Raw genomic sequence first — 23,488 nt, 5'->3', positions numbered from 1 at the left:
GAATCACTGACTTCATTGATTATTTTCCATATAATACAATTAAAGAATTTAATAAAGGATTTCCTATGTCTAACAATAATTTCTCTCTTTCTTTAAATGTCAATTCTCTTACTTTTCTTATTACCAAAGCGCATATCAAAGAGAGTTTAGAATCTTTATTTGTAATTACCTGTGAGGGATATATAGAAAGTTTAGAATAATACCCTTTGGCTTTAGATTCTTTTCTTTCTCATTCCCCTAAGAGTAATGCAACCTATCTTTCCTCACATACACTTCCTCCCAAGAGGAATTTAAACTTTCACCCTAATGCCTTAATTGATCAATTAGCTACCTTTAGGATTGGAAATCCCTACCCTCTCTCTAAGAATAAGACTTTAGACTTTAACTCTCTCTAAGACATCAACACTTTCTTCTCCCTTAGATTCTTTCAAGCAAACATCTAAAAAGAATGAAAAGCAAAAAAGTAAAGAATCTTTAAATTCTAAGGAGAACTCTAAAGAAAAGAGAGAATCTAAAGATTCTCTCTCTCCCCTTATAATCCTTTAGAGGAAGTCAAAGTTTATACAGGGATTCTCTCCTTTGTAGAATATTTAGGACTCAATTCTCAAAGCAGTGCCAATATTTTAAATCAATCTCAAGAGAGTAAGGCTTTAGGACATAAACATTTCTTTAGCTTTACACTCACCTCTCCCCTCTTTAGAATGTCTTTAAATAAGGCAAATAGAATCTATACAGACAAAACCATCCTTGAAGTAATCCAAACAACACTAGAGTTTTACAAAGAGGATTTAGGTAAGAATCTTGATTTCTCTCCTCTCCATTTGACTTATCCTAAATTAGAACTCATTACACAATACAATGAGAGTGATTTAGAATTTATCACAAGACTTGCCCACAATAATGGAATCTATTTCTATGAAGATGAACAGAGCATTTATTTTAAGGATTTAGATTCTCACTCTTTAGAAAAAAGAGGGGAAAGATGGATTGTGTTTAATCCTAAGAGCAATAATACTTTAAATGAACCTTGTATCTCTAGTCTTTATAAACAACAAACCTTAAGAGCCAATCACTTTACCCAAAGCAGTCAGAATGCTTCAAATCCTTTTGCCTTAGAGAGTGTAAGCTTGAAGAGTGCTTTAAGCTTACAAGAGACAAGTGAGGAATCTTCTCTGCAAGAGAGAACCTATAATGAGCATAATTATTTGAGTGAATCTTCTTTTAGCCAAAGAAATGATTTCAAGACACCCCTATCTTTAAAAGAAAAAAGATTGCAAGTCTTACACCATTGCTTCAAAGCACAAAGTAACATTTATGACTTATTTTTAAACCAACAAATTAAGATGGATTTCTCCCAAAGCATTCAAGCAAATAAGATTCAAGAGAAAGAAGAGACTCTAAAAGACTTTACGATTATAGGAATGGAACATTTCCTCCTTAATGAATCTCTTTTAGCAAACAACTTTAATTCTAATGATTATCTAGCCAAGAGAGGAAATGCTTTCTTAAAAGAGAATTTAGAGACTAACAAAAGCAGAAAGAATCCTCTAAAGGAAGAAACCATTTCCTCACCTACAACAAAGACTGCACAAGAATCTCTTGAGACTCTAAACACTCTAGGAGATTCTCCTGCCTATTCTAATCTCTTAACTCTTTTACCCCTACCCTTTTACTTTACTCCCTCTTTAAAGCATAAGCCTAAAGCTCCAAGCAGCACCTTAGGAATTGTGATTGGAGCAAGTGAGGAAATACAAAAAGAGAGAAACACAATCCATACGGATAGATATGGGAGAGTAAGAGTGCGCATTAATTGCTTTGCCTCTCAAGAGATCCTTGATAATAAGAGAGCCTATAACAGAGAAAATGAAACACAAAATGAAAGAGAAATACAGGGTGAAACGCAAATACAAAGCAAAAGAGAAAGACAAGAGAATGTGCAAGAGAGGAATCAAGAAACCAAAAGAGAGAATCCAACACAAGAGAATCTTTCTCTAAGAGAGAATCCAACAAGTCTTGATTCCAACAATGATTCTACACAGCAAACCAAAGCCTATTCCTATCATTACTCTCCTTATCTTAGAGTAAGCTCTCCGATTGCAAATCTCCATTCTGGTTTCTTTCATACTCCAAGAGTTGGAGATGAAGTGATTATTTCTTTCTTAGATGAGGATATAGACAAGCCTTATGTGAGTGCGAGTCTTTATAGTCAAAGCAATGCAATGCCCCAATACAATTATCCAAGACATAAAAGAGAAATTGCTTTAAATACCTTAGGTTCTTTAAACACATTGCCGCATAGTTTCAATCAAGATTTAGAACCACTCAAGTTTCAAGAAAACACAGAGTATCAATTAAAGCCCATTAATTTCCATTATCTTACTCTAGCAAATTCTACCATTGGTGTAGAGAATGCAGATGCAAAAGCAAGGAATGAAATCACTTTAAAAAATGATAAGGATAAAGAAGAAATTTATATCTTAGCACAAAAGGACTATAAGGAAGAGATAGGCAATAATTATGAACAAACCATTCAAAAGAATAAGGTTTCAGAAGTAGGAGCTTTCTATACTGAATTTATTACTAAAGGACATCTCCAAAACATTGTATGATTTAAAAATATCAATGTAGGAGCAGAATATTTAGAAAATACTCTGCTCTCTAAAGAAACTAATGTAGGATTAAACAATACTTTAAATGTAGGAGCAAATCATCAAGTAAGGATTGCTAAAAACTCTAGTGAGTTTGTAGGAGAGGATAAGTGGGTGGAGGTGGGGGGTGTAAGCACACAAAAAATAAAAGGACATTTTAATGTTGTTGGAGAATCTAGTGGAAATATTCATACAGCACACAATCTTAATCTTACTTCAATGGGAGAATTTAATATTGCAAGCTCAAACTTGCTAAATCTTTCTACTAAACAATCTCTAGGAATCTTAGCCAATAAATCTTTGGTTATTTCTGCTAATAAGGTGCTCCAATCTAGTCAGACTACCTATGAAATTCAGGCAAAAGATAACATACAAATACAAACCAATAAGGATTTAGAAATCCTCTTAGGAGAAGCCTCTAAAATCTTTGCAAATAATGCTCAATAATCCTACAAGTTAGAGAGAATATTATTAAAATAGACCAAGAGGGTATTAGTATTAAAGGGAAGCTTAGGGTAGAAAAGTAAATGTGCAAAAAAGTAACCATACAAATATATGATTTAGAGAGTAAAACAATTTCGGGATTAAAAGATTCTATCAATCTTTATATACAAAAAGACTTTAAATGTGGAAGACAAGAGGATTATAATCCTCAAGACTATCATATTCTCTCTTGCTCTAAAGAACTAGACAATGGAATCTATACATTTGAGATAGAAGAGCAAATCAATGCCTTTTCTCAAGTCTTTGTGCAACTTATAGGAAATACCACAAAAGGTTCTATTACTTATTATCGACAATCCCATTTTTTACATCCTAATTGTAAGCAAATTAATTTCTTAGAATGTATGTGCAATACAAGCGAACCTATTCCTTTCGTCTTTGCTCACTTTCCAACACTTCCTATTGGTATTCTTAAGGCTTATAAAAAGAATCCTCTAAACAATCAAGGAGAATCCTACTTTAAGAACATAAATACTAATACAAACTTAAATTCAAGCACAAACACAGGCATAGACAAAAACACAAATACAGATTTAAACACAAATTTAAATTTAGATTCAAGCTTAAAGATGAATACAAACACAAACCAAAGCACAGATTCAAATACAAACCTAAACTTCAATTCCACAAACCTAAACAATCCCCACAATGAAATCTATACTTTAGATACAGAACAGACAATACAATTAAAGGCTTTTATATATGAGGGGCAGAGGATATACGAAGTAAAAGCCAAATTAATAAAGGTGAGGAACAAAAACAATATATAGATGCCCTCCAACAAGGCAATATCACCAAAAACATTATTTCTCCCTCCCCAAAAGAATATTCACGAATCAGATGGGCTTTTAAGATAGTCAAGGGAACTTATTTAGCAGAGGAGAGTAAGAATAAAAGAGGAGAAGCCTTTCCTGATATTGGAGAGAAACAAATCTTTAGAATCTCACAAGATGATAAGCTTACCTCTATCCCAAAAGGTTATGTCATATTAGAGGATAAAATAGGAGATTGTATTACTCTAAAATTAAGTGATATATTTGATGAGAGTTTATTAAAATCTAATCCTCAAGATAAAAACAATCAAACCAATACCACAGAGAATAAAACAAACAATCCAGAAACATTAATTAATAAAAACATTATATTCTTTGCGTATGATAAGAATGTGGAAATCAATAAAGACAAAGATGTCAAACAAAATGCTTATCGTATTTATCAAGACAATGGACAAAGTGGAAGCAAAAAAGAAGTCTTACAAGATAGAATCACTTCCATAGAATTAAAAATTCTAAAGACTAGATTCTCTTTAGAATTTGATGGACAAAGTTTAAGTCTCTTAGAGAATCAAAGAATCATAGGAGAATGGAAAGCAAGAAGTGGAATCCCAATAGAAAATCTTAAAGAGGATTCTAAAGAGAATCAAGAAAGACAAAGATTCTGTATTCCCAACACAAACAATCAAAGCTTTTATTATGATTTATATTTACATAAAGAAGAAAATACTAAACCTATTCAAGAGGGAGAATATTCTATTGAAGTAACTTATAATCCTAATTCTCTTGATTTAAAAGGAATAGACTTAGACTTATTAGGAGAACAAAAAGAAAGATTTAAAGAAGACATTTGTAAAACTTTACAAATGTATAAGATTCAAGAGAATCTCTTAATTCCTTTAAAAGTTCAATACCAAAAAAGAATCTTAATTGTAATAGAGAGGTTTAAGCAAACCACAGAATCTACTAAAAGCAGAATGAATATTTATATAGATAGAAAAAGGGTAGATAAAAATGGTAATATCATAGGAGAACAAACAAAGCAATATGAATACTATAATCCTAATGTCTTACCAACAACAAATCCTTATGCCTATATCTTAGAGAGACCGGGACCTGATAGTATAGGAGGAGAGCTAAAGTTAAGAATCCCTAGTGGGAGGTATAATGTGGAATGGAAAGATAGTAACAATTTGGTGAAGTGTTGAAATTTAAAAATAATTTTGTAGGAGCAGGTAGAGAGATTCTTATTCATAATGGCAATTCTCCTAAAAACTCTGATGGTTGCTTACTCATTAATCAAAATCCAATCTTTAAAGATAAAGCACAAACAATACAAATAGATAATATTTTACAAGCAGGTAAGAAAGATATACTAGCAGAGCATATAAAAGATAAATTTACAAAGGCTATACTTGGTAAAATGACAAAGAATCTAAAAGGATTTGTGGAAAAGCATATTGAAATACAAATTATTAATCATTTCACAAAGGAGTAAAGAATGGCAATAAAGTCTTTAAAAACGAATGAATACTATATATATCCCTTATTTTTTAATTATCAATTAGAGCCTCCAGAAGTCTCTTCCACTCTCAAACTCAAAGGCAATCTTAGAATCTCTTGGGCTTTTGATATGCAATATAATAAAAGCATTGATTTAATCTTTTTCCCTGAAGAGAATCCTTATATCAATTATGCTTTATTGTTTGCAAGAGACTTTGAGAAGAGTATAGATAAAAATGCTTCCATAGAGAGAGAATTAAGTGATATTACAATTCCTTATAACATTAACTATGACTTTGTCAAAGAGATTCTCTCTCAAAGTGATTTGAGTGTAATGCAGCAAGAGAGATTCTTTGAAGTGAGATTTGGAAGTGTATTTGTTCCTATGGAGATTGAGTTTGAAGGGTATAGTTATGGTTATGATTATAATGCAGCAGAGTTTGCATTTTTAAACTTTGATCCTAATTTGATTTTTAATGAATGGAACGATATTCCCAATATACTTTGTCTTGGCATTATCCAATCCTATCAAGTCTTATCTAAAGAGATTGCTTTAAACTTTCCTCCCTCTGTTGAAAATTGGAATTACGATTCCATAGAGGGAAGCTTCTCCTACTCCGAACTCTTCACCCCTCTCCCTACTGCTGCCTTAGCTACAACTAAAACAAACATTGGAGATTATCTTGTCAATGTAAGAGACAAACCAGATTCTAAAGAGGGAAAGATTGTTACACAACTACTCTCTCAAGAGATAAGTCCCCCTTCTAATTTCTGTCTTAGTTATGGCAACCACGGTTGTGATGAAGTCAATCCTTTGTATCAAGAAATGGTTGATAAGGGAAGAGAATGGTATAAAGAAGATGATAAAAACTTTACTGATGAAGACATAAGTGCTTTAGAATATTACCACTATAAAGCAGGACAACTCTATTATGAAAAAGAAAAAGGAAATCTTATTCATCCTTTAAATGAAAAGGAATATCTTATTTTAGTATGGAATATAGATTCTAAGGATTGGGCAAAGGTATGGATTTTAAAAATGCCAAACAAAAAAAGTGTAAATCCAGAGGGAGAAACATTTGAAGAGCTAAGGGAACATTATAGCATAGCAGATAGCGTAAAAGAAGTTATCTCTAGCTATGCCCAAACTTTCTTAGAATCTCCCTCTAAGCTTAAACTCTATGAGGGCTATATCCATTGTAGTGGTTTGCAATATTATATACCCTTTAGCGAAAATTATATTAAACGATAATTGCCTTTATAAAATAATACTACAATAATCCTACAAGTTGGAGAGAATATTATTAAAATAGACCAAGAGGGTATTAGTATTAAAGGGAAGCTTAGGGTAGAAAAGTAAATGGAAAGAGACAAAGTAAAAGTAATACAAATTAGAGCCAATGATAGAATCCAAAAAGAATGCTATGGAAATCAAGATAAAATGAAGAATCCCCCCAAGGCTCTCTATGTATGGTAAAGATTTAAAGAGAAATCAAGTTGGATACCTGAATCCACTTTAGAATAAAGAAATAGCATTGAAACTCTTTTAGAATTAAGTATTTTTATCTCAGATTGCTGAATTTTATGAAATTAGAATCAACAATTATGCTTGGACTTTAGCGTATTGATTCTTAAGATTTACACCACTATATTTTAAATTTTCTCCAACAATCAAGAAAAATATTATAAAAAACGAAAATTCCAAAATATTTCCTAGACACATTCTAAGATAAAATCAACCCATTCAAATATTAACTAAGATTTAATAAAATTTTAATTTTATTTCTATTATAAAACACACATAAAATGAACTTAATAAAATATGATAAGCGAGTTTTTGAAATAAACATTGCATACAGAATTATTATCTTTATTTTTAATTTATTTTGAAAGGTAGAGCAATGAAAGTCATTTATTCCATTACAGAGGCGATTGGTAATACACCACTTTTGAAATTACGCGCATTATCTAATGAGGCAAAAGCAAACATTTATGCGAAATGTGAGTTTCTCAATCCTAGCGGTTCCGTCAAAGACAGAATCGCACTAGGTATGATTGAAGAATCTCTTCAAAGTGGCGCAATCAATCAAAATACAACCCTTATTGAGCCCACAAGCGGTAATACCGGAATTGGGCTTGCTTGCGTCTGTGCAACCAAAGGGATTAAGCTAATTCTTACAATGCCTGCTTCTATGAGTATTGAACGCAGAAGATTAATGGCAGCACTTGGGGCGAAGCTAGAACTCACTCCACCAGAGCTTGGTATGAAAGGCGCAGTCAATCGTGCAATAGAATTGCAACAAAAAATTAAAAATTCTTTCATCTTACAACAATTTGAAAATCCAGCCAATCCTAAAAGTCATCGCGAAACAACCGCATTAGAGATTTTGGAGGCATTAGAGGGAAAAGTGGATATTTTCGTTTCTGCTGTGGGTACAGGAGGTACATTAAGTGGTGTAGGTGAGGTGTTAAAATCAAAGAATCCCAATGTTAAGATTGTTGCGGTTGAACCCATTAATTCCGCTGTAATCAGTGGCGAAAAGCCGGGACCACATAAAATTCAAGGAATCGGAGCGGGGTTTATTCCGCAAACGCTAAAAACCGAATTGATTGATGAGATTTTAAAGGTAGATGTCGCTTGGGCAATTGAGGAATCTCGCAAAGCAGCATTGCAAGAGGGGGTTTTAGTCGGTATCTCAAGCGGCGCAAATCTATGGGCGGCTAGAGAGATTGCAAAAAAAAATCCTAACAAAAATATCGTAACGATTCTTTGCGACACAGGCGAACGTTATTTAAGCACGGATTTATATGCAGAATAGTCGCTTGGATTTGCAGCCATAAAATTTTCAAAATTTTCGTTGCAATCCATAAGGAAAAATCCTCACTGAATATTTTTTATATTTTGCTTTTGCCTTGATTTCTCATTCCGTGCTTAATAATCCACTCACAAGCCTTGCTTGTGGGAGTTTGCCTCCACTTTGCAATGAGCCAAGTGGCTTTTGTGGGGACTTCCTTGTATAAATCGTTCAGATTGTTTCCTACACTTTTTTGCACAAATCTTTGCGAATCATCTTTCAAATTTGTCAAAATTTCCGCAGTTTTTTCAAACTCATCAAGTGCGACAAATAACTTCTGCGACCAAGGGAGCGAGATTCTTATGCCCTCGCTGCTCAATCTACGAATATGCACATTACTCTCCTTGCTCCAGCAAAGCAACGCGTCCATTACTTCCTTTGGGTGTTCTTTGAGCAAAGGGCGGATAGCGTATTCACCAGTGAATCGCTTGGTAAGCTCTTTGATGAAGTCAAGGGACAAACGCCAATCGCAATTCCCATACCGCTCCACATAGCGAGAAATAGGAAACAACCACCAGCCAAAGCTAAACATTCCCTCCGCTTTGGGCAATTCCTCGCCAAGCAGCTGCGTAAAGGTATGGATATTGTTCGCATAATCAGTCCCCATTGTCTCGACTAGCGCGAACACAATGCAATCCAATCGCGCAAATAGCTCCTTATCCTCTAGCTTCCCTGATAGAATCTGACGCAACTTTAGCACATCAAATGCAGGGCTTACCGCGTGGATTTTATCAGACAATTCTATAATGTAATTTGCATCATAATAGTCTTTGTATTTCATAGTAAAATCACCCGCACACGCTCACCCACGCTTTTGGCAGATTCTAAAATACACAATCCATTGTGTGCAGAATCTAGCGGGCAAAAGTTGTTTAAAATCGCACTTTGGAAGTCCTTTTTATCCCTGAAATCCATTGTCCATTTTCCCTCAAGATTACGCACATTGCACACGCGAAATTCCAAACGCGAATCCGTTTTGCTGACACTCTCTGTTAATGGAATCTCCAAGATGATTTGTTCTAAATATGTTCCATTTAAGCGCAATAGAATCTCTTTGACAAAGAGTTCAAAGGTTACTAGAGTAGAGTTTGGAAATCCAGGCAAACCAAAGAATTGCTTGCCCTCAAAATGCGCATAAGCTATGTGCTGCCCGGGCTTGATTCGCACTCCTTTGAATACCATTTCGTTTTCTCTCTCTTTGCAAAATGCCGTGATGAAATCATAATCCCCTACACTCGCTCCTCCACTGCTAATCACCAAATCACACTCTTGAAGAGCTAAATGGACATATTTTTCCACCTCCTCTTTCTTGTCTTTTAGAAGTGGATAAAGTTTTGGGATTCCACCACATTCTAACACTTTTGCGGCGAGTAAATGCCCATTGGCATTATAGATACTCGCGCCATTTTGCGTGCTCTCGCCTATTTCTAGTAACTCATTACCGCTAACGAGAATCCCGACTTTTGCGCGTTCAAAGACTTCCACAAACACACAATTCAAACTTGCCAAAAGCCCGATATGATTAGCATTTAGTCGCGTCCCTTGCGAGAGGAGTTTCTCGCCCTTATGATAATTTGCGCCTTTTTGGCGAATGTATTGCCCCTCCTTTGGAATCTCTAAAATGCGCAGGGTTTGAGATTCCCTCTCTGTATGCTCTAGGGGCACTAATCTATCGGCATTTTGTGGAATCTTTGCCCCTGTAAAGGTCTTAATTGCATAAGGCTTCTCAAGGGGCAAGAGAGAATCCTGCGCATTGCCCGCTGGATTTTCTCCCAAGATGATAAACTCTTGCATCTTGGCATTTTCTTGCAAAAATTTGGAATTTATCGCATATCCGTCCATATTCGCACACGCAGATTCTGGCATTTCTTGTGTTGCAATCACATCACGCGCAAGCACACGCCCCAAAGCATCGTGCAAGAACACACGTTCTACCCCCAAAGTCTTAATGTCTTGGGATTGTAGAATCTCTTTTGCTTCTTGATAACTGATTTTTTGTTGCATTGGATTCCTTTAGAGTAAATGTCCCATTTTGGTTTTTTTAACCTCCATATAATGCGCATTATGTGCGTTACACTCTACGATAATTGGCTCACGCGTGAGTGAAATCATAGATTCAAATGCACGAATTTTGGCTGGATTGTTGGTAAGCAATCGGATTTGACGCAAATGATAATAGTCAAAAATAAACTTCACGATTGCATAATCACGCTCGTCTTCTTGGAATCCCAAAGCAAGATTTGCCTCAATCGTGTCCAATCCTGTATCCTGTAAGGCATACGCATTGACTTTGTTAAAAAGCCCGATTCCGCGTCCCTCTTGACGCAAATAAATCAAGAATCCCTGCTCCTTTGCGATTCTGTGCAATGCCGCGTGCAGCTCTCCACCACAATCACATTTAAGGCTTAAAAGTGTATCGCCTGTCAAACACTCCGAATGCACCCGCACAAGGGGATTTTCTGGAATCTTATCCGTCCTTAGCACCAAATGTTCTAAAACACAAGATTCGCCTTGAAAGGATTTCTTTTCTCTGAAAGATTGGATTTTGAAATCTCCAAATTGCGTTGGGAGATTTGCTTGCTTTGAAACTTCTATCATTATCATTCTCTTTAAATTTTTTAATTTGGAATTATAGCAAACTTGCCATTAGTGGTTTTAGATTTTAAATTTGACTTTGGTTTTATGCGTAAATTTGCTACAATGCGCCAAAAATAAAAGGCTGCAAAATGGAATCGCAAAATGGAATCAAAAGCATTGAAGTAGGACAAAGGATTCTATCCAAAAACGATAAAGTCGCAAGGGAATTGCGCGCAAATTACGCTAAAGAAAATCTTTTTGTCATCAATCTAATGAGTTCGCCCGGCAGTGGCAAAACAACGCTCCTAGAAAACATTGCAAAAAACAAATTACTTCAATTTAGTGTGATAGAGGGGGATTTGCAAACCAATCGTGATGTCGAGCGTCTCCAAACTTATGGCGTCAATGCACACCAAATCACCACAGGCGATGCGTGCCACTTGGAAGCCTTAATGGTTAAAGAAGCATTGGAGAATCTACGCACACAAGGCGAGTTAAAAGAGTTTATGTTTATAGAAAATGTGGGCAATCTTGTGTGTCCTGCAAGCTATGATTTAGGGGCGAATATGAATATTGTTCTGCTCTCTACTCCAGAGGGTGATGATAAGGTTTTAAAATATCCTACGATTTTTCTATGCGCCGATGCGGTCGTGATTTCTAAAGCAGATTTGATAGAAGTCTTTGACTTTAAGGTTTCTCAAGTCCAAGAGGATTTAGAGAAACTCAAAAAAGACATTCCATTGTTTTTAGTTTCCTCTAAAGATAAAGAATCTCAACGCAAATTTTGTGCATTTTTACGACAAAACAAGGAGGAAAACTATGTGTCTAGCCATACCTTCTAAAGTGGTTGCGATTGATACTGCTAACAATACTGCGATACTGGATACATTAGGCGTAACGCGTGAAGCAAGCTTGGATTTAATGAATGAGGAAATCAAGATTGGGGATTATGTGCTGTTGCATATTGGCTATGTAATGGGCAAAATTGATGAGGAGCAGGCGAAACTCTCTTTAGAAACCTATACAGAAATCATCAAGACGCTTGAGGAAGAGGAATCCGAGCTTAAAGAATCTATGCAATAGGTTGTCCTTGCGATTCTTTGTGTATTAGCTTTCAATTAGGAGAAAATTTACAAAATCTTCGCGGCAATTAATACTCACGATTCTACTTGCGTCCTTGCGAGATTCCTCAAAGGAATCGTGGCACTCTCTAATAATAGAGCCTCTTTTAATTAATCTACTTTATGCGAGATTTAAGATTTACAAGTGTTAAGCAAGCTTTGCTTTGCAGTGTGTGCTTCTGGCTCTGCTCTCGTAACAACGAGAATCTTGCCAATCATCTTTAAGATTCTATTATAAAATTAATGTATGTGAGATGATAGATTGCCAACAAATCGGCTTACATAATGCAAAACTAATCTTTCATTTGGGTTGCTTCATCGTAATGTGTGCAACTCGCAATGCAGTATAAAGTTTGCAACACCCAAAAAAGAGTGGCAAACTTAAGAGATATAAGGAATAGAATCCCAATTATACTAAAGTCGCTAATTTCTCTTCTGCTAGTCCGTCTAAATACTTGACAACATCATCACTTGCCAATTCTGCAGCTTGGAAATATTTGTAAATATCATCTAAGCAATCGTGCGCATTGCCGTGCTGCTTCATTAACGCGTGTCCCGCGATAATGTTATCATGCACTCCTTGATGTGGTGGCTCAATTTTTGGATAACTTGCGTATTGAGAGAAGAGCTGTTTGCCTGTTCCTGTATCATACCATTTACCTAAGCGGCAATCGTGATGCCCTGCAAATTTCGCTTCCATATCTTCATTAAAGATTGCTTTATAACCATTGATTTTGAAAAACAAGTGGTCTAGTTTGATTAATCCAACAAAGGTAATCGTTAGGATTTTATCCGTATCGGTATAGATTTGGTCTGCTGATTGGTTAATATGCTCTAAAACTTCGTTTTGTGTTCCTAGATGTTCCATTTCTTTAATAATCTCATCAGAGGAAGTTTGCACTTCAGAGAAGTTTTGTTGGACGACTTGAATATTCATTTCAATTTCTTTTGTCGCCTTTTGTGTGCGTTCCGCAAGCTTGCGCACCTCATCGGCAACGACTGCGAATCCTCTTCCATGTTCTCCAGCTCTTGCAGCTTCAATCGCGGCATTAAGAGCAAGCAAGTTGGTTTGGTCTGAAATATCAGTAATCAATGCAATGACACTTGAAATCGCTGTAAAATCGTTTTGCACCTGTGTAATCATTGTATTAAATTCTGAAAGCTTCGCAGTCATAGTAGATAAACCTTCTGCCAAAATGTTTTGAATTTCGGTAGAATTTTTCTTATTGTTTGCCGCGACAACTTTTGCAGAACGCAACAAATCCACTGTTTTTGCAAAGTCATCTTGGAGAATCTTTAGATTCTTGCCACAACCATTTGCAAGGGCTAAAGTCATATCTTTAAAAGTCCCGATTTTGTTAGTGGGATTCTCCTTTTCCTCTTGGGCGGCTTGAATTTTCGCGTGTAATTCTTCATTGTGTTCTTTTGCTTCTTGAAGTTTTGCCTTTAGAAGTTTGTTTTCTTCTAATGCACGATGTAATTGTTCTTTGTATTGACTTCCAAACATACTGCTCTCCTGTCTTTCATAAATCTTTTGTGTCTTTACAATCTCACACAAACTAAAAAAATATTTTACGCCTAATTAAATTAAACTAAATTAAATTTTATCCCGAAAACTTAATGAATTATAAAAATATTAATTACTTTTTGAATTTCAATAAACAACCTCTAAGCCAATCCCGTCTCTTTAAAATCAAGGGGCTTGCTAAAATATCTTTTGTATCCATAAAAGCTTCCAAACATCAGCACAAGCCCTACCAAGTATCCCAAGAGAAGCGATTCAAAAAATCCCGCAACACCAAAACTAACCAACGCGACAAAGGCGGCGGTTGTCGCATAGGGTAATTGCGTGATAAAGTGGCTTTGCACAGAGCAACCAGCCCCTGTGGCAGAGAGAATCGTAGTATCAGAAATCGGTGAAGTATGGTCGCCATAGACTGCCCCTGCAAGCACCGCAGAAATGCTCAATACTACATCAATGCCATTAAGGGTTGCAATGCTTGCGCCAATAGGTAACATAATCGCAAATGCCCCCCAGCTTGTCCCTGTGCAAAACGCAATAAAGCCCGAACTAACAAACAGCACAAGAGGAGCAATCACATTCGCAGATAAAACACCGCTTGCCAAAAACTCTTTACTTAAATTAGCAAGATAGATTCCCGTCTGCAAATCATTCTTAATCACAGGTCCAATCGCCCACGCGAGAATCAAAATGAGATTTGCAGGCAGCATAGACAAAAAGCCATCTTTGATAATCAAGACATATTCATTCCAACAAATACGATTCCAAGCAATCAGCACAGAAATCCCTAATGCGCAAACTCCACCCCAAAAGAGAGAAAAGCCAGTTTGGGCATTGGCAAGCATTTCAATCCATTCCAGACTTTGCGCGCTTTTGTAGCCGCTATAAAAAATAAAGAATCCCACAGAGACAATCAGAGCCACGATAGGCACAATCAAAAGCCAAATATTCCCGCCGCTATGGGGCTTGATTTCATCAAATTCTTCCACACCTACCCCTTGATTATGTCGCATAACAGGGAGATTGATTTGCCACCAAATCGTTAAAAAAACTCCAAGCAGAGCAAACCAAGCATAATAATTGCCCCAAATGCTTTGTGCTAAAACGCTAAAGCTTGAAGTATCTTCAACCAGCCCGCCCATAATACCCAAAATATAAGCCCCCCAACTTGAAATTGGCATTAAAATACAAACAGGCGCAGAAGTGGAATCAATGATATAAGCTAAACGTTCTCTTGTGGAATGATTCGCGTCATTTAGGGGACGCGCAATCTGCCCCACGGTTAGGGCATTGAAATAATCATCAATAAAAATCACGATTCCCGCAGTAAAGGCGACAAACTCCGAACCTCTCGCGCTTTTTACTCGTTCTCTTGCCCAATGCACAAAGGCATTCATTCCTCCAGAACATTGCATAAGCTGCGTCAAAATCCCGAGCACAATCAAAAACCCAAACACATACAAGGCGTTAGATTGCACCTCACCCTCGCTATAAAATACCCCCATAACCGCACCAAAAATATATTGCAAAATGTCCGCAATAGAATCTTGAAGCATAAAACTTGCAAGCACGATTCCAGCAAATAACGAGAGAACAACCCTACGCGTAATGAAAACCAATGCAATAACGCAAATAGGCACAACCAAACTCAATGCAGAATCCGCATACATTCCCTAACTCCTAAAATACAAAAAGTAAAAATGCGGTATATTATTTGCAATTTCATTAGTTTTACATTAAATGAGCAAGGATTCCTTATAATAACGCGAGGGTTGCAACTTATGGAATAAAAATTGCTTTAAAATCTGCATAATCCCTATTACAAGGAAACACAATGAATGTTACTGACAAAAACCAATCTATGTGGGGCTTGCTCAACCAATCCTACACACAGCAAAACACAAAATCCGATAATATTTCGGGATATTCTGACAATTCTCATTCGCTTTTTGGCACACAGAATGCAAAAAACACCCAAGAAGTAGATGCGATTTCTAGCCTGTTTGATTTGGGCTCAAAGACAACACAAACCACAACAGAGATTCAAGATTCGTTTGAAATTAGCGCGGAACTCTCTAAACTTCAAGAGTTTGCAAAGCAATTTAGTATGGATTCTCTGAAAAAACTTGGGAATTGGGAAAGCTTGGGTAATGCAATGCAGCAAAGCGGACTTCTAAGCCCTGAAGAAAAAATAGGCTTTGACATTTTGCAGAAATTCAATCCAAACTTTGATTCTACGCAAACGCAGAATCTCTTGCAAAATGGAAATCTAAGCAAAGAAAGTGCAAATCTGCTAAGTCAAGTGGATAGAAAAGTCAATGTGATAAGGTATTTTGGCGGATTTTAATCGTCCTTGCGAGATTCCGCAAGGAATCGTAAATCAAGATTCTGTCATTCTGTCATTGCGAGAAGTCGTAAGGCTTCGTGGCAATCCATAAGCTAGAATCTCGCCTTTAAATCATCTATCTTTTGCAAGATTATAGATTGCTTCGCTAACGCTCGCAATGACACGATAAGAGACACATTGTTTATTGTTATTGCAAGACTTCGTTAGAAATCGTGGCGTGCGTGCGAAGCACTCGCCACACAAACCCACAATGCAAACTAAAAGTAAATATCCAATGAATCTTAAAAGTAAGAGATTATAGATTGCCTTAGGCTCTGCCTTTATAATGACGAGGTTGTTGGCTTCTACTCTTGCGAGAAGCTGTAAGACTTTGCGGTAATCCATATCAAGCATAAAGCAAACTTTTGTAATTGCTTAAAGCCTATTGAAAAGTGTAGTAAAATTTTGCTATGTTTTAATATTTACTTCATTTGCAAGGCGAAAAGCCATATATAAACCATTTTTTCCGATAGCAACTTTATCGTTTTTGCTATCATTAAGCAACATTGCAACAATCTTAAAAATCAACTCACTAGAGACTTCCCGCTTGCACTTTTTTAATTGTTTGTTCATATAAAGACAAGCTATGATTAAAATCATCTTTTCTTTTTTGCTCTGATAAAGAAACATTGCAAACCAAGAAATAATTTTAAAAATATCACAATTCTTAACATAGCATATTCGTTTATAAGTGTCGCGGTGTGTTTTGTAATGTTTATTTACATCTCTAAAAGTTTGTTGTGCTTCTAGGTTAGAAATTTCAATATTTTTCTTCTCCAAACTTTTTAAAAAATTATTTAAAGCCTCTGTTACAAATTTAACTTCCTCATCTAAATTTACAATACTCCCATTGCATTTATTTATCATTAAAAACCTTTTCAATCTCCTCAATTTCTTCTAAGGCTTTTAATGTATCTTCTACATCATTATGATTGCCGCCAAGAATGCTATCGCGGATTTCTTTGGGTGTCTCATTGCATAATTTTTTCTCCGAAATATCTTCGGGCTTACTTAGATAAGAGCCTTCCTCTTGAAAAACTTCACGCACAAATTCTTCTGTAAGCTTTCCCATAGTATTCCTTTATATCATTCTGGCTAAATTTTTTAACTTTTATTCTATTTAAAATTCAATTAAAACTAAATTAACTTAGGCTATTGCAGCCTCTTGATTCCTTTGTTTAGCTCTTGAATTTTTTTCTTATTTTGAATTAAAATTTCCTCTAAATCAAATGGAAAATTTATTTGAGATTCTAATCGCCTATACCAGAACAAGAAATAAGGAAAATTCACTCCCCTCTATTGATTCTCTCATAATCCTCAAAGGCTTCTATAAACATTTCATCAAGCTTAATTAAAACTGCAAGATAGAATAAAAAATCTTCAAATCTAATATTTTTATTATTTTCACTTTTGGCGCAAAAGCTTATAATACTTTTATCAGGATAGAATGACTTAAAATGCGCAATATAATTTCTTTGTTCTCGTAAATCTGTAATTAAGCTATTTAAATCTTTTTTAGGAATGTCATTTTCAAGAACAAAAAAATTATATTCTAACTCTTCAAATAAAGAGAAAGAAGATTTTATCACTTTTTTAATACTATCTAAAATATCAGGTTCAATTTCTAATTTAAAATTAAAATTGTTATCATCTGTTTTATTTTTCAGTTTCTTATATAATTTATTCAGTTTGTTAAATTCTACACTTTCCATACCATAATCTTTAAAAACATTATATCTATTCAAATGTTCTCTATATCCAATTTCCCATACAATACAACTAATTTTTTGCTCTATAAAGCCTACTGATTGCAAAAATAGCATAGAAAGAAAAAAGTAAGTTTGCGGGGTTGAAATATTATCGGCAAAATGTTCCACATCATATTGTATATGTTCTCGCAATCTTTGATTGATTAATTCTATATTATTCATTGTTATTTTCCTCTGGACAAACAACATAAAATGCAGACCATATTCTATCTTTGATTCTTTTAAGCGCATTGGGTTGTTTATCATATTTTGCTTTTTCTTCTTTGTCCATCTTTTTAAAATATTTATCCATAGTATTTTTTGCTGAAGCTAACAAATTATTAATACTTTCTTTGTTAATTGATTTGTTAGTAAAATAAACGTAGTATGTAAAAGAAAATAAATATATATCTTGATAAGAAATATTCTTTTCTTCTGATATTTGATTGTTTTTAAAAAAATCTAAAAAATAAACTTTTCCCTCTTCAAATCTTCCTTGATTATTTTTAATGCACTCAATATTGTCTTTAGTCCATATTTCATTATATTCTTTTTTTCCACAACACAAAAGAAAATCAACGATATACCTGTCAAACCTTTTTATGCGATTGTAGCCTTTCATTGTGCTATCTTCTCTTAATTCAAAATCACAAATTATTGCAAGATAGGCTAAAAAATCATTATTACCTTGAAATGTTTTAATGTTCTTAAGTTCCTCCTCAAATTCCTTAATACCTTTTGTGTAAATATCTTTTTCTATACTCTCATAAAGCCAAAATGTAGTTCGTCTTAGCTCTCTATCAGTTAATGCTTCCCCCGATGTATTAATTCTTCTAAAAGTTTCAGCAAGAAAATCTCTTTGTTTTTTATCTTCATTGAAGTTCGGCACAATCAAACAATAAGGAAAAAATATATTATTTATATTATGAATTTTTAATTTTTGTTTTTCCTCTAGAGCATTGCTTTTAGTAAAAATTATTTCTCGAAATTCGTCAGGTTTTTCTAGTAAATTTTTCACATTGTCCAATTTTAAATTCTGCAAAACCTTAAAGGTAAATTTAGAGGAAAACCTTTCTTCGTCCTCTTCTTGTATATCAATCTCATTTCTAGGCCACACTCCTAAATAAAGACATATTATACTTGTTAATCTTTGCTGTCCATCAAGCAAATAAATTTTGTCATTGTACTTTGCAAGTGTTATAGGAGGAATATAATAGCCTTTCTCTAATGAGTCCTTTAAGTCTTCAGCATCATCTAAACTCCACTCAAAATCTCTTTGATAATCTGGCAACTCAATTTCTTTTTTAAAAATTTTCCTAATCCAAGTTTTTAAGCTATATGCACCCATATAGGTAATATGTTTATATGCCATTCATCGCACCTTTTATGAATTTTATAACTTTCAAATTCTAAAATCATACTAAATAATAACCAAAATTCATATTTTATACAGCAGAAAATCTATACCCCCCTCAAACGCCTTTGAAAATAAATTTTAAGAGGATAAAGCAAGGGATTCTTAGAATCTAGGAAAAATCTTCTAGGCTCTCTTAAAAGTTTTCTTAATTTTCTATAACTCTTAAAGCCCTCCAACCACGATAAGAAATTCAATAATAAACGATTTTTGGAAACCTCTTTAAGAAAGGACGATTTATCCTTATTGATTTCATAGGCAAAGGGTAAATAGCACAAAGAATCCAAAGTGTAATTTTGTTTCTCAAACTTCTTGCCTCGCAAGAATTTCTGCCCTCCAAGATTCATTTGATAAAAATAAAAATCAGTTGTTCTCCTAAAGAGTTTCCCATCTAATCCTTTTAAAACAATTGATTTTATTGTAGCGTAAGAATAAAAATCCTCCCGCAAATAACGAATGAATGCAAGCATTTTCTCCTCATTGATACAGAATCCCCTACCCAATACCCTATCAATCTGTGCCTTCAATTCCTCTTTAGATTTCGCTTGCAGATTGAGCCCTTCAAAAGCATAAAAAGCCCTAGCACATAGAATCGCGGGTTTCTTTGCAATCATTGCATACATTCCCACCCCAGAGTTGAGCAGCACACACATTTCACTTAAATTCAAAAGGGAGAGAAAATTACAATTATCAGGCGCAAAAATTAAGTTTTTGTAACAATTCCTATCAATCTTTGCACTTAATGGGTGTTTTTTACACACAAAGACAACATTTTCTTTAAAATACTCTTGTGCAAGCTCATTTAAAGCCCCCAAGAATCCCTCAAAGCTAAAATAAGGAGAAAAATGCTGAATCGCTGTATCGGATTCCACTTGCAAGGGGACAAAAATCACTTTTTTATGCCTTATGCCTAAACTCCTTTTCAAATGCTCTTCACTGATAGGCTCATTGTTAGATTCTAAAAACACATTAGGGTTTAACAGAGATTCAATATAGACAAAAGTCGCTTCCCTTTGCTCTTGCGTGATAGGGTGATTCCAAAGCCTTTCATCGTAATTATCGGAATCACATAAGAATCCGCTATTATCAAAAAACCAAGCATCGGGAAACGCTCCCCGCTCAAGAATGTAAAAGCTGATTTTTTGCTCGCGCATAAACTGATAAATACCTTGAATCTTATCTCTTGCATAAGGATTAAAAAACAAAAAGCAAGTGATTTTATGCGCTTCTTTGAAATTTAAAAATCTTTGTGCGTTAAATGTCTCCTCGTCAAAAAACATTCTCTCTTCTGCCGCTATAAATTCGCCCAAAAAGACGCAAGCTTTTTGAAAAGCACTATATAGGTAACTTTTCTCGCTACACAAAATACAGACTTTTTCCTTTGTATTCGCAAACACAAGCGAATCTAATTTCACAGAATGGCTTAAATTGCTCAAGAAAGTTTTTCTATTGACTTCATTTGCACTCAAATAACCATTTTGATTGGGTCTTATATGCCAAAGATGATAAAGGGAGATTCCATAAAACATCGCTTCTAAACCTACCAAAGCATACCAAGCACGAAATCCTCTAAAACTATTCATTCTCCAATTAGGGGCAAAATACTTTATCTCTTTAGGCAGAATCTCAAAAGTCGCGCAATGCCTTAAAAGACGATTCAAGAAATCAAAATCCTCATTTCCAAACCCTACAAAAGATTCACCATATCCCCCAAGCTCCAAAAAGGTATAGGTATTTAGCACAATACAGCTAGAAGCAGGCATAAAAAAAGAGATATGTTGTTTATTATTAAAAATAAGTTGATATTGGATTTCCTCCTCCCCTAACTCGCCCTTTGCAAACTTTTGTGTGCCAAACTCATTTAAGAAAACACAGGGTAACACAAGGAATCTTGCGGGATTCTCTGCGATTTCTTTTGTCTTTATAATCTTTAATAACTTCTCTAAAGCCTCTTGCGTTAGCACACAATCTACATCTAGTGTCATCATTGTAGGCGTCTGCACGAATCGTGCCCCATAATTCCTACAAGAAGCTAGAGAAAATGCCCCATTTTCTTGCTGCCTAGTATCTTTATAATAACGATGCCCTTGCGATTCTATTAAGTCTTTTAGCTCCAAAGAATCCTGCAAGGGGCACGAGGAATAACCCTCTACAAAAAGATATTGCACTTTTTCATCGCTTTTTAAATGTTTTGCTTTGTAGATTACTCTTTTTGCGATAAACTCTCTCTCTTTGCTTAGCCCAAAAGGCACAATGATACTTAAAATCTGCATTCCATAAATCCTATAAAATTTTTGACAATTATGAGATTTTGGCTTACAGCTAATCTGTAATTAAATTACTGCTTTCCAATAAATAAAAGATTTAAAATAGTTTAAATACAAAAACAAGAGTAGTGATGAAAGTCGTAGAAAGAATTAATGAAATCTTGAAACAAAAGAAAATGAGCAAAAAGGAGCTAGCCAATCGCTTGATTGACTTTGGTATGAAATCCCACAAAACAGGAGAGATTCCAAGTATTTCTAGTATCTATGCTTATCTCAATGGCAACATTGAAATCAAGGCGGATATGATTCCATACATCGCAGATGCTTTGGGGATTTATGAACAAGAATTTTTTTCTGATTCCAAACAAGCCTTAAAGATTATGGCAAAGATTTATGAGGACAAAATTAATTATAGTGAGTATGAAAAAATTATAGAATTATTAGAATATCTTTCACCTAAGACACTAAAAATACTAGAAGAGTTGCTCATACAAAACAAAAAAAGAGTGCAAGACTTAAACGAGATAATCCAAAGGTTGTAAAATTTGCTTTTAGTATGGACTTATCCTCGCAAAGAGTGCGTAGATTCTCTACTGCGTCATTGCGAGGAAATTTGAACTTTCACATACTTGCAAATTAGGTAGATTATTCGCAGACTATTGTTTTGATTGCCTCCATAATCTCCTTATCATCAGCACCTTCTTCTCCCAAAAGACTTGTTAGCAACTTAATGCTAAGTTGTGGAGGAAAAATCACACAAGCTTTACCTTGTGCTGGAAAACCATTGCTGTTTAAGCCTATACACAATCTCTCCTCTGGATTTGTCGTTGCTTTACCGACAACTATTTTAAAGCTATCCTTTTCGTAAATGACTTTATATCCTTCTTCAAAAGGTTTCATTTTTGCTCCTTTTATGTTTGTAGAACTTCATTTATATGACAAACCCACAATACCTAAAATATTTGGGTAAAACTACAAATGTAAAAACAATAAAAACAAAGTCTTAGTATTGCCATTTTGCTTTTACAGAAATATTTTGCTCTATTCTCACTTAAATTTTCATCAATAATCAAGTTTTTTGCAAAATTATAGATTGCTTCGCTATGCTCGCAAAGACGCCCTACTCTATCAATCCCAACTGCCCGATACGATACAAGGCAAAGTCATATTTCACAGGGTCTTTTGCATCAAACTCCTTAAGCCGATTCGTGATTTCTAATACCGCCTTGAAATCATAGGTTCTGCGTCTTAGAAGCCCTAATCTCCTTGCGATTCTAAAGGTATGCGTATCCAGTGGCAAAAGCAAATCACTGCGCCGCACTCTCTCCCACCTGCCCAAATCTACGCAATCCTTTCGCACCATCCAACGCAAAAAGAGATTCCATCGCTTCAGCGGCGAGGCAGAATCCATAGCCCCAAGCAAAAACTTCAAGCCCTCTGTCGCCTCTCCCACTCTTGCATAAAGCGCGCTTTGAAGTGCGCGAATCCCTCCTAAGATAGAATCGCCCTTGTAACCTTGCAAGAAAATTTCTTGTAGGGATTCCAAGCCTAAAAGGGCTTCAAAGAAACGTTGAATCTCGGCATTATTCTGAAAACGATAGACTTTTGCAGTGCAAGGCACAGAATCTCGCATTTGAGGCTTTTCAAGTGCATTTAAGTTGCAAAAATTTAGAAATTTTAAAATAGAGCGCACATTACCATAAGCAAACAAAGCGCAAAAAAGCGCGACTTTATCGCTTTGAAATTGCCTTGCGATTCCCAAAGGGTCTGGCAAATCCTCATTAATCGCCTCTTGTGAGTTAAAAAGCCGATATTGTTCCTCCAAAAGATGATAAAGGAATTTTTGAGATGGATTTTTTGGGATTCTTAATCTTTGTAGATTAGGTTTGGATTCCATATTTTTCCTTGAAATAAATTCAGAATCTTAACAAAAAAGTCTCCCTTTGTTTAATCACTTCTTTAAACTTAAATTACGCTAAAATATTTTACAAAATTGTTTTTGTAAAGGTAATTTAATGTGTCTAATTGATTTTTATTATTCTTGCGACAATAAAGGATATGTTTTGAATCTAATTAGTGATAGACGAACAAGTGCAAAGTTAAAGTATGGGAATGAAATTAATACTTTCACATTTACAAATTTTACAGCCCAAGATTTTAATTTGTTTTT

Annotated in this window: 25 protein-coding genes; 12 read left to right on the top strand and 13 right to left on the bottom strand. The window is 35.0% G+C overall.

What is annotated here, in order from left to right; genetic code table 11:
• The first annotated feature begins 65 nt into the window (after positions 1 to 65).
• The 8 genes from HDT10_RS08440 to cysK all read left to right on the top strand — a co-directional run bounded on the left by HDT10_RS08440 (position 66) and on the right by cysK (position 8,247).
• Complete coding sequence (locus HDT10_RS08440) at positions 66 to 200, top strand: hypothetical protein (RefSeq protein WP_290882276.1); 135 nt, start codon at positions 66 to 68, stop codon at positions 198 to 200.
• A 369-nt stretch (positions 201 to 569) separates the two neighbouring features.
• Positions 570 to 2,609: a contractile injection system protein, VgrG/Pvc8 family gene (locus tag HDT10_RS08435; RefSeq protein WP_367159075.1), complete on the top strand. Its 2,040-nt coding sequence runs from the start codon at positions 570 to 572 to the stop codon at positions 2,607 to 2,609.
• 153 nt (positions 2,610 to 2,762) lie between these two features.
• Positions 2,763 to 3,095: a hypothetical protein gene (locus tag HDT10_RS08430; protein WP_290882274.1), complete on the top strand. Its 333-nt coding sequence runs from the start codon at positions 2,763 to 2,765 to the stop codon at positions 3,093 to 3,095.
• 80 nt (positions 3,096 to 3,175) lie between these two features.
• Entirely contained in the window at positions 3,176 to 3,922 is a 747-nt protein-coding gene (locus HDT10_RS08425) for a hypothetical protein (protein WP_290882271.1), read from the top strand.
• A gap of 395 nt (positions 3,923 to 4,317) precedes the next feature.
• Positions 4,318 to 5,133, top strand: a complete 816-nt coding sequence (locus HDT10_RS08420) for a hypothetical protein (RefSeq protein WP_290882268.1) — start codon at positions 4,318 to 4,320, stop codon at positions 5,131 to 5,133.
• Positions 5,130 to 5,423: a hypothetical protein gene (locus HDT10_RS08415; RefSeq protein ID WP_290882266.1), complete on the top strand. Its 294-nt coding sequence runs from the start codon at positions 5,130 to 5,132 to the stop codon at positions 5,421 to 5,423. Before HDT10_RS08420 ends, HDT10_RS08415 begins: the two co-directional genes overlap by 4 nt.
• A 3-nt stretch (positions 5,424 to 5,426) precedes the next feature.
• Positions 5,427 to 6,680: a hypothetical protein gene (locus tag HDT10_RS08410; RefSeq protein WP_290882263.1), complete on the top strand. Its 1,254-nt coding sequence runs from the start codon at positions 5,427 to 5,429 to the stop codon at positions 6,678 to 6,680.
• Between the two features lie 649 nt (positions 6,681 to 7,329).
• Positions 7,330 to 8,247, top strand: coding sequence for a cysteine synthase A (gene cysK / locus HDT10_RS08405; RefSeq protein ID WP_290882260.1), 918 nt, complete (start codon positions 7,330 to 7,332; stop codon positions 8,245 to 8,247).
• Between the two features lie 76 nt (positions 8,248 to 8,323).
• Here cysK and HDT10_RS08400 read toward each other — a convergent pair whose 3' ends face one another.
• From HDT10_RS08400 to ribA, 3 genes are read right to left on the bottom strand one after another with little or no spacing between them, the layout of a single operon-like run.
• Positions 8,324 to 9,064, bottom strand: coding sequence for a DNA alkylation repair protein (locus HDT10_RS08400; protein ID WP_290882258.1), 741 nt, complete (start codon positions 9,062 to 9,064; stop codon positions 8,324 to 8,326).
• A complete protein-coding gene (locus HDT10_RS08395) occupies positions 9,061 to 10,287 on the bottom strand; it encodes a molybdopterin molybdotransferase MoeA (protein ID WP_290882255.1) in 1,227 nt (408 codons plus the stop codon). Before HDT10_RS08395 ends, HDT10_RS08400 begins: the two co-directional genes overlap by 4 nt.
• Before the next feature lie 9 nt (positions 10,288 to 10,296).
• On the bottom strand, positions 10,297 to 10,887 hold the full coding sequence (gene ribA / locus HDT10_RS08390; protein ID WP_290882254.1) for a GTP cyclohydrolase II: 591 nt from the start codon (positions 10,885 to 10,887) through the stop codon (positions 10,297 to 10,299).
• A 122-nt stretch (positions 10,888 to 11,009) separates the two neighbouring features.
• Here ribA and hypB point away from each other — a divergent pair, with 122 nt between their 5' ends.
• Complete coding sequence (gene hypB, locus HDT10_RS08385; protein WP_290882253.1) at positions 11,010 to 11,702, top strand: hydrogenase nickel incorporation protein HypB; 693 nt, start codon at positions 11,010 to 11,012, stop codon at positions 11,700 to 11,702.
• Positions 11,680 to 11,943 (top strand): HypC/HybG/HupF family hydrogenase formation chaperone, encoded by a 264-nt coding sequence (locus tag HDT10_RS08380; protein WP_290882251.1) that lies wholly within the window; start codon positions 11,680 to 11,682, stop codon positions 11,941 to 11,943. Before hypB ends, HDT10_RS08380 begins: the two co-directional genes overlap by 23 nt.
• A 447-nt stretch (positions 11,944 to 12,390) precedes the next feature.
• On the opposite strand, the gene HDT10_RS08375 is transcribed toward HDT10_RS08380, so the two are convergent.
• Both HDT10_RS08375 and HDT10_RS08370 read right to left on the bottom strand, forming a co-directional pair.
• On the bottom strand, positions 12,391 to 13,488 hold the full coding sequence (locus HDT10_RS08375; protein WP_290882250.1) for a methyl-accepting chemotaxis protein: 1,098 nt from the start codon (positions 13,486 to 13,488) through the stop codon (positions 12,391 to 12,393).
• Positions 13,489 to 13,649: 161 nt separating this feature from the next.
• A complete protein-coding gene (locus HDT10_RS08370) occupies positions 13,650 to 15,173 on the bottom strand; it encodes a Na+/H+ antiporter NhaC family protein (protein WP_290882247.1) in 1,524 nt (507 codons plus the stop codon).
• 164 nt (positions 15,174 to 15,337) lie between these two features.
• Between HDT10_RS08370 and HDT10_RS08365 the strand changes: the two genes are divergently transcribed.
• The gene (locus tag HDT10_RS08365; protein ID WP_290882246.1) at positions 15,338 to 15,850 is read left to right on the top strand and encodes a hypothetical protein; all 513 of its coding nucleotides are present in this window, start codon (positions 15,338 to 15,340) and stop codon (positions 15,848 to 15,850) included.
• Between the two features lie 111 nt (positions 15,851 to 15,961).
• Here HDT10_RS08365 and HDT10_RS08360 read toward each other — a convergent pair whose 3' ends face one another.
• The 6 genes from HDT10_RS08360 to HDT10_RS08335 form a co-directional block, all read right to left on the bottom strand.
• The gene (locus tag HDT10_RS08360; protein ID WP_290882243.1) at positions 15,962 to 16,243 is read right to left on the bottom strand and encodes a hypothetical protein; all 282 of its coding nucleotides are present in this window, start codon (positions 16,241 to 16,243) and stop codon (positions 15,962 to 15,964) included.
• A gap of 54 nt (positions 16,244 to 16,297) precedes the next feature.
• Positions 16,298 to 16,756 (bottom strand): hypothetical protein, encoded by a 459-nt coding sequence (locus tag HDT10_RS08355; RefSeq protein ID WP_290882240.1) that lies wholly within the window; start codon positions 16,754 to 16,756, stop codon positions 16,298 to 16,300.
• A complete protein-coding gene (locus HDT10_RS08350; RefSeq protein ID WP_290882237.1) occupies positions 16,746 to 16,961 on the bottom strand; it encodes a hypothetical protein in 216 nt (71 codons plus the stop codon). Before HDT10_RS08350 ends, HDT10_RS08355 begins: the two co-directional genes overlap by 11 nt.
• A 214-nt stretch (positions 16,962 to 17,175) precedes the next feature.
• The gene (locus HDT10_RS08345) at positions 17,176 to 17,820 is read right to left on the bottom strand and encodes a hypothetical protein (protein ID WP_290882236.1); all 645 of its coding nucleotides are present in this window, start codon (positions 17,818 to 17,820) and stop codon (positions 17,176 to 17,178) included.
• Positions 17,813 to 19,009, bottom strand: a complete 1,197-nt coding sequence (locus HDT10_RS08340; RefSeq protein WP_290882234.1) for a DUF262 domain-containing protein — start codon at positions 19,007 to 19,009, stop codon at positions 17,813 to 17,815. The genes HDT10_RS08345 and HDT10_RS08340 overlap by 8 nt, the downstream gene beginning before the upstream one ends.
• A gap of 89 nt (positions 19,010 to 19,098) precedes the next feature.
• The gene (locus tag HDT10_RS08335; RefSeq protein WP_290882232.1) at positions 19,099 to 21,324 is read right to left on the bottom strand and encodes a galactosyltransferase-related protein; all 2,226 of its coding nucleotides are present in this window, start codon (positions 21,322 to 21,324) and stop codon (positions 19,099 to 19,101) included.
• A gap of 125 nt (positions 21,325 to 21,449) precedes the next feature.
• Between HDT10_RS08335 and HDT10_RS08330 the strand changes: the two genes are divergently transcribed.
• A complete protein-coding gene (locus HDT10_RS08330) occupies positions 21,450 to 21,860 on the top strand; it encodes a helix-turn-helix transcriptional regulator (RefSeq protein ID WP_290882229.1) in 411 nt (136 codons plus the stop codon).
• Between the two features lie 103 nt (positions 21,861 to 21,963).
• Here HDT10_RS08330 and HDT10_RS08325 read toward each other — a convergent pair whose 3' ends face one another.
• Positions 21,964 to 22,218: a hypothetical protein gene (locus tag HDT10_RS08325; protein ID WP_290882226.1), complete on the bottom strand. Its 255-nt coding sequence runs from the start codon at positions 22,216 to 22,218 to the stop codon at positions 21,964 to 21,966.
• A gap of 220 nt (positions 22,219 to 22,438) precedes the next feature.
• Positions 22,439 to 23,215: a TIGR02757 family protein gene (locus HDT10_RS08320; RefSeq protein WP_290882225.1), complete on the bottom strand. Its 777-nt coding sequence runs from the start codon at positions 23,213 to 23,215 to the stop codon at positions 22,439 to 22,441.
• Positions 23,216 to 23,488 lie beyond the last annotated feature (273 nt).

Origin of the sequence: Helicobacter sp., from assembly GCF_014799995.1 — a bacterium.
Classification (GTDB): domain Bacteria; phylum Campylobacterota; class Campylobacteria; order Campylobacterales; family Helicobacteraceae; genus Helicobacter_D.
Note: the sequence above shows the minus strand (reverse complement) of the source record. Positions and strands in the feature narration are given on the sequence as shown.

Bases quoted from the DNA above. Each gene is read 5' to 3' on its own strand.
- HDT10_RS08440 (WP_290882276.1), top strand. From the start codon at position 66: ATGTCTAACAATAATTTCTCTCTTTCTTTAAATGTCAATTCTCTTACT.
- HDT10_RS08425 (WP_290882271.1), top strand. From the start codon at position 3,176: ATGTGCAAAAAAGTAACCATACAAATATATGATTTAGAGAGTAAAACA.
- HDT10_RS08410 (WP_290882263.1), top strand. From the start codon at position 5,427: ATGGCAATAAAGTCTTTAAAAACGAATGAATACTATATATATCCCTTA.
- cysK (WP_290882260.1), top strand. From the start codon at position 7,330: ATGAAAGTCATTTATTCCATTACAGAGGCGATTGGTAATACACCACTT.
- HDT10_RS08400 (WP_290882258.1), bottom strand. From the start codon at position 9,064: ATGAAATACAAAGACTATTATGATGCAAATTACATTATAGAATTGTCT.
- HDT10_RS08395 (WP_290882255.1), bottom strand. From the start codon at position 10,287: ATGCAACAAAAAATCAGTTATCAAGAAGCAAAAGAGATTCTACAATCC.
- ribA (WP_290882254.1), bottom strand. From the start codon at position 10,887: ATGATAATGATAGAAGTTTCAAAGCAAGCAAATCTCCCAACGCAATTT.
- hypB (WP_290882253.1), top strand. From the start codon at position 11,010: ATGGAATCGCAAAATGGAATCAAAAGCATTGAAGTAGGACAAAGGATT.
- HDT10_RS08380 (WP_290882251.1), top strand. From the start codon at position 11,680: ATGTGTCTAGCCATACCTTCTAAAGTGGTTGCGATTGATACTGCTAAC.
- HDT10_RS08375 (WP_290882250.1), bottom strand. From the start codon at position 13,488: ATGTTTGGAAGTCAATACAAAGAACAATTACATCGTGCATTAGAAGAA.
- HDT10_RS08370 (WP_290882247.1), bottom strand. From the start codon at position 15,173: ATGTATGCGGATTCTGCATTGAGTTTGGTTGTGCCTATTTGCGTTATT.
- HDT10_RS08365 (WP_290882246.1), top strand. From the start codon at position 15,338: ATGAATGTTACTGACAAAAACCAATCTATGTGGGGCTTGCTCAACCAA.
- HDT10_RS08360 (WP_290882243.1), bottom strand. From the start codon at position 16,243: ATGCTTGATATGGATTACCGCAAAGTCTTACAGCTTCTCGCAAGAGTA.
- HDT10_RS08355 (WP_290882240.1), bottom strand. From the start codon at position 16,756: ATGATAAATAAATGCAATGGGAGTATTGTAAATTTAGATGAGGAAGTT.
- HDT10_RS08350 (WP_290882237.1), bottom strand. From the start codon at position 16,961: ATGGGAAAGCTTACAGAAGAATTTGTGCGTGAAGTTTTTCAAGAGGAA.
- HDT10_RS08345 (WP_290882236.1), bottom strand. From the start codon at position 17,820: ATGAATAATATAGAATTAATCAATCAAAGATTGCGAGAACATATACAA.
- HDT10_RS08340 (WP_290882234.1), bottom strand. From the start codon at position 19,009: ATGGCATATAAACATATTACCTATATGGGTGCATATAGCTTAAAAACT.
- HDT10_RS08335 (WP_290882232.1), bottom strand. From the start codon at position 21,324: ATGCAGATTTTAAGTATCATTGTGCCTTTTGGGCTAAGCAAAGAGAGA.
- HDT10_RS08330 (WP_290882229.1), top strand. From the start codon at position 21,450: ATGAAAGTCGTAGAAAGAATTAATGAAATCTTGAAACAAAAGAAAATG.
- HDT10_RS08325 (WP_290882226.1), bottom strand. From the start codon at position 22,218: ATGAAACCTTTTGAAGAAGGATATAAAGTCATTTACGAAAAGGATAGC.
- HDT10_RS08320 (WP_290882225.1), bottom strand. From the start codon at position 23,215: ATGGAATCCAAACCTAATCTACAAAGATTAAGAATCCCAAAAAATCCA.